Origin of the sequence: Pseudomonas sp. HMSC057H01, assembly GCF_001836405.1 — a bacterium.
Taxonomy (GTDB): Bacteria; Pseudomonadota; Gammaproteobacteria; order Pseudomonadales; family Pseudomonadaceae; genus Pseudomonas; species Pseudomonas aeruginosa.
Map to the genome: position 1 here is coordinate 1 of NZ_KV828417.1, position 5,307 is coordinate 5,307.

5 protein-coding genes are annotated in these 5,307 nt (G+C 63.0%); all 5 read left to right on the plus strand.

What is annotated here, in order from left to right:
- Positions 1 to 824 (plus strand): type VI secretion system spike protein VgrG2b (locus HMPREF2581_RS07630; protein ID WP_237753443.1); only part of this gene is annotated, 824 nt, incomplete at its 5' end.
- A 3-nt stretch (positions 825 to 827) separates the two neighbouring features.
- On the plus strand, positions 828 to 1,325 hold the full coding sequence (locus HMPREF2581_RS07635) for a type VI lipase immunity protein Tli3 (RefSeq protein WP_003111943.1): 498 nt from the start codon (positions 828 to 830) through the stop codon (positions 1,323 to 1,325).
- On the plus strand, positions 1,322 to 3,472 hold the full coding sequence (locus HMPREF2581_RS07640) for a type VI lipase effector Tle3 (protein ID WP_003084124.1): 2,151 nt from the start codon (positions 1,322 to 1,324) through the stop codon (positions 3,470 to 3,472). The genes HMPREF2581_RS07635 and HMPREF2581_RS07640 overlap by 4 nt, the downstream gene beginning before the upstream one ends.
- Positions 3,472 to 5,064, plus strand: a complete 1,593-nt coding sequence (locus HMPREF2581_RS31770; protein ID WP_277424738.1) for a type VI lipase adapter protein Tla3 — start codon at positions 3,472 to 3,474, stop codon at positions 5,062 to 5,064. The genes HMPREF2581_RS07640 and HMPREF2581_RS31770 overlap by 1 nt, the downstream gene beginning before the upstream one ends.
- A 119-nt stretch (positions 5,065 to 5,183) precedes the next feature.
- The coding region (locus tag HMPREF2581_RS31775) for a transposase (RefSeq protein WP_139181892.1) at positions 5,184 to 5,307 on the plus strand (124 nt) is incomplete at its 3' end.

Genomic DNA, 5,307 nt, shown 5'->3' on the forward strand with positions numbered 1-5,307 from the left:
TCGTGGTCAAGGCGGCGAAGCACAGTCATGTCGGCGCGGCCAGCCTGGAAGCCGAGCTGCCGCAGTTCGAGGTGGGCGAGACGCAGCGGCGGTTCGTCCTCAAGCAACTGGACGGGCAGACGGCCATGCCCAACGTGCCCTATACCATCACCATGGCCAACGGCGAGGTCATCGAGGGCGTCACCGACGCCGAAGGCGCCACCCAGCTGCTGCAGAAGGATGCGATGAACATCGCCAAGGTCGATATGAAACACACGAGATCGCCCGCCTCCGCAGTTGCCGGGATAGCAGCGGCGGTTGGCGCGGCGGTTGCAGTCGGCAAGCTCCTGAGTGGCCCCGACGCCGAGGCCGGACGTGCTCTCAGCGAAGGGGAAATCAGCCTGGCGAAAGACGTATTCGGCGACTCCATCGACTATTCCACGGTCCGCCTGCGCGACGAGGACTATGTCCCCTGGCAGGGCAAGGACTACGTGATGGCGCCGAACGGCCACATCTACTTCGGCGAGGAGTTGCGCGGCGTGGCGGACTGGAGCCTGGAGAGCCTGCAGCGCCAGGGCCTGTTCATCCACGAAATGACCCATGTCTGGCAGCACCAGCATGGCGTCAACGTCCTTCTGGTGGGGGCCTACCAGCAAGCCAGGCAGTTTCTCCTAGGCGACCAGTACGCCTACCGGTTGGAGCCGGGAAAGACGTTGAAGGACTACAACATCGAACAGCAGGGAGACATCGTTCGAGATTATTTCCTCGAGAAGAACGAGTTCGGGGAAGCCTCTGCGAACAGCAGGTTCGCTGGCGTACTGAAAAACTTCCCAACGGGATACTGACCAATGAAATGCAAGACCTTGCTCATTGCCTGCCTGTTCGGCCTGGGAAGCGTCCAGGCCCTGGCCGTTTCCAAACTGCCACCGCAGATCCCGGTGCACGCCGGCTCCGGGCGCGTGACCCTGGATCTACGCCCCTTGCTGGCGGAAACCAACGACGTCGAGATCACCCGTGTTTCGGTATGTCGGCGGGTCGGCAGCCATTGCCAGGAAACGCTGTGGCGGATCGAGCTCCCGCCCGGGTGGCGTGCCGGGGAGATCGAGGTCTTCGGCGACTATCCCGGCTCCAGCGTGCTCCTGCGCCGGCCGGAGCGCTTGCAGCCAGATGGGAGCTACAACGCATTCATTCATTTCAACGAGCGTAGCCGTCGGCACCGGCAAACGGTTTCCAGCATTGCCGTCGAATTCTGCCTGGCCGGCGAACCTGGCAACTGGATGCTGCTCGACGAAGCGACCTGCCTGGCACGACGCAACGCCGAGGAGCGGCAAGGAGAGAAGCCATGAACGATAGGGTTCGGTCGAGGACGATCGTCTCTGCCCAGTCCATCACCTTGCCCAAGGGCGGCGACGTGCACCTGGTGCCGCCTCCGCCCAAGCCTTGCGTGACCATCGTGGTGCATGGCGTCAACGATCTCGCGGGTTGCTACGAACGGATCGAGCGAGGGCTCTGCCAGGGGCTCAACGAACGCCTGGACATGCCGCCGACCTTGCCCGGCGGGCAGGCCAATCCCGGCTACCTGACGCCGGCGGGCTACAGCCTGCCGGCGGACGACGAAGGCAAGGCGGAGAACCCCGACGCCGTCTACTACCGGCGCAAGTTCGCCAGTGGCGCCGGCGGGGCCGCCGTACGCAGCGTAGTCGTACCTTTCTACTGGGGCTTCCGCGAGGAAGAGCAATACATCAACAAGACCGCGGCCCACGGCGAATGGCTGGACCGCAACGGCAACCGGCTGGACAAGTCCGGCACCAAGGAAGGCGGGCAGTTCGTCAATGCCACCACCAACCTGCCGGACATGTGGGGCCAGGGTTTCAACGGCAAGCTGTTCGGTTTCATCTCGCTGGACTGGTTCGGCGGCACCATGACCCATCCGCTGTTTTCGGCGGCAGGGCGCAAGTACATGGTCCTTGCGGCCATGCGCCTGGCCATGTTGATCAAGATCATCCGCAAGCGTTACCCGGACGACACCATCAATGTCGTCGGGCACAGCCAGGGCACCCTGTTGACCCTGCTGGCACATGCCTTCCTCAAGGATGACGGCGTGGCGCCGGCGGACGGGGTGATCATGCTCAACTCACCCTACGGCCTGTTCGAACCCCTCAACGAGAAGCTCCAGGGCTGGAGCAGCCAGCAGACCAGAGAGGCGCGGCTGGCCACGCTCAAAGGCATCCTCGAGTTCATCTGCGGCCGGCGCCATCCGGTCCCCGCGCTGAGCAGCGTCGCGTTGCGCAACTGCCAAGGCTACGGCGCGATAGGCGGTCCCGGCTGGGTGGGTGGCCTGGGCTGCCAGACGACCATCGACGGGGAACGGCTCAGCTTCGATGAGCGCGACAATCGCGGCAGTGTCTACCTGTATTTCACGCCCCAGGACCAGACGGTGGGACTTGCCAACGTCCAGGGTATCGGCTGGCGCGGCATTGCTGAGCAGGTCAAGGGGCTCCCGGGAAGGACCGGGCTGCCGCAGGGTTTTCACCAGCGCATCTTCACCGTACGCAAGCGCAATGGCGAGAAGGAAAAGATCGGCGGGCACGCCCCTCCCCATGTCTACCCTCTTCTGCTGGCCGGCGAGAAGACCTGGGAAGACACCGGGCTGGGCGGCAAGGACAGATTCGGCCGGGCGAACTTCGACCAGGGCGACAGCGTGCTGCTGACCGCGCCGCGTCTGCCGTTGCCGACGGAAGCGCGATTCGATTTCGACGGAACCGTCACGGCGCCGGGAGAGAACTCCGCCAGCGGCGTCTATCAGGTGCGCGATACCCTCGATCCGATCGACGCCGCCATCGGCGTAAGCAACGGCGGCTGGAAGGAAAAGGACAGCGGGCATGCCGTCGCGCAACAGGTGGACACCGCGCTGGCGTACCGCTACGGGCGCGACACGCGCAGCGTGGAGAGGGCGTTGAACGAAGGCAAGGAACTGGCCCGGCAGACCCATGTGTTTTCCGCTCGTGAACTGGGCACCGGCATGGTTCTGGTCACCCGCGCGGAAACTCCCTACGAGGCCCGGCTGCGCCTGCAGACGGCGGAGGGCCATCTGGAGCCCTTGTCGTTCCACTCGGCCATACCCAACAACCCGGAGCATAACCGGCGGGTACTGGCCTATGACCTGGCCATCGGGGCCGGGGACAGCGTGGATGATGTGGTTTTCTATCAGTATCTGTGTCGAGTGGCGGATTGGCGGTTGGATTGGAAGGCTAAGGACAAGGGGCTAAATGGCCAAGCAAATGACGAAATACATATTCCGAGCGAAGAGGTGCAAGCGTTGTATCACGCGGAAGAGCCTAAAAATAGCGAGCTAATAGACGCCACTGTAGTCTACCGCAAGAGTGGCAAACTCCCTGTGACAGTAGGAGACAGCCTGCCTTCCTTGGTGGCGACACAAACCATCGAAGACCGCTATTACAGCCGGCCGGTGCGTTTTGGAGGAGCGAGCTGATGCGTTTGACGTTCTCAACACTCTCTCTCGTCGGTTTGCTTTTGAGCAGTTCTGCTGGGTATGCCGCCGAGTCACTTTTGTCTTCGATGCGTTGTTTCGTTAATCCAGCGACGTCCGTTACCGCTTACACCCCGGCCAAGGAGGCCGCCATGTCCGCTGATGCTTATCACGCTCCGAAAACTTCGCCGCGCCTGGAAACCCTGGATGTGCTCAGCATAGGCATGAGCCTGGATGTGTTTCGCCAGGGCCAGGTATGGAAGGCCTTGCAGGAGCAGAATGCGGTGCAGGCCGAGGCCTTGCATGTCGGCAGCATCCTGCCGATGGACCCGAAGAAGTATCCGACGTCTGCGGATGACAAGGATATGGCGTATGAAAAGCGCCAAGCGGACGCCCTGGAACTGGGGCTGAAAAACTTTCTGGAGAAATGGCCGATACCAACGGTGACGGTGGTGCGTAGTTGGGATCCGAGCACTCCTAACCTACGCTTCACTCCGGAGGAGACGCGGGAAAGCCTGTCAGTAAAAGTCAATGATCTCCGTGTTCCGGCTGGACTGCATTGGCATCGGATTGCCAATTTGCAGGATGGCATTATCTGTAACGATACGCCTGAAGGAGTACTGGAGGCGTTGTTCAGTTTGTTCGAACGCAACCCAGACTTGCCAGCAGTGTTGGTGTACGCCAACGAAGGCTTCAATATGGCCGGTTCCTTATCGAGTCGGGATGTACCTTTAAAATCATTAGGGGGAGGTTCTGGCCCACGTGTACCGGGGACCTTGACAGACACCATGGTCGCCCTGATCGTCGGCCGCCCCGAGCGGGTCGACTGGCTACGCCAGTTCGCCCCCTACACCAAGGTCAACGAAAACCGGATCGACCCCGAGTTCCGTGGCTGGGGCTGGCGCAAGCCGCCGGTGGAGTTCCGCCCCACGCCGTTCATTCCCCAGCCCTGGACCGAGCGGGCTCTGGAGCAGTGGGATGCGTTGCCGGTGCTGGCCAGGCTGCATCGGCCGGTGAGTGTGCCGCTGACCCGCCCGGATACCGGCGAACGGCTCAAGCGCGAAGCTCTCACCGCACAACTGGCCGCTGCCTGGAAGACGGCCAGTGCCGGGCTCAGGCCGGCGCCCGCCCGGCTGTTCTACGACGGCGGGTTGAACGCCACGCCGCTGGCCGAACTCACCCCGGCGCTGGGCGCCGCGCAGAGTTCGCTGGACTTGCTGGACTCGCGGGAAAGCTACGACCTGACCCAGCGCCTGGGCGACACCGGCGCGGCCTCGCCCTTCGTTGGCATCGCCCTGGCGACCATGGCCAGCTACCTCAACGGCGACAGCAGCATGGTGATGCCGTTGCGGCGCAAGGACCAGGCGACCCTGATCGGCATCAGCTCGCCGACGCCTGGGAAGAAGCCCGCTCACGACCCGTTCGGCGTCGACCTGCTGCCGCAGACCGCCAGCGGCGACGGTCCGCCGCCATCGGCCGACCCGGTGGCGCCCGCCAGTCGGCTCACGACCCGGTTGCCGCCCGGCGAAGACTATGCCCTGGAAGAGTTCCTGAGCAGCCTCAAACCCAGCACCGACTGGCAGGACGATTTGTAGGTCGATGGTGTCCCGCGCCAGATGGAGTTTTCGTCAGATGACAAGGACAGGTGACCTGCCCCCCGATTTCAGTACCACGTCAAACTTAGTAGAGTCCGTTTTCCGAGCAGGAGACGGCAGTGAAAAAGCGTTTTACCGAAGAGCAGACTCTCGACTTCCTCAAGCAGGCGGAGGCCGGTGTGCCGGTGAAGGAACTGTGTCGCCGACACGGCTTCAGTGATGCCTCGTTCTACACCTGGCGGG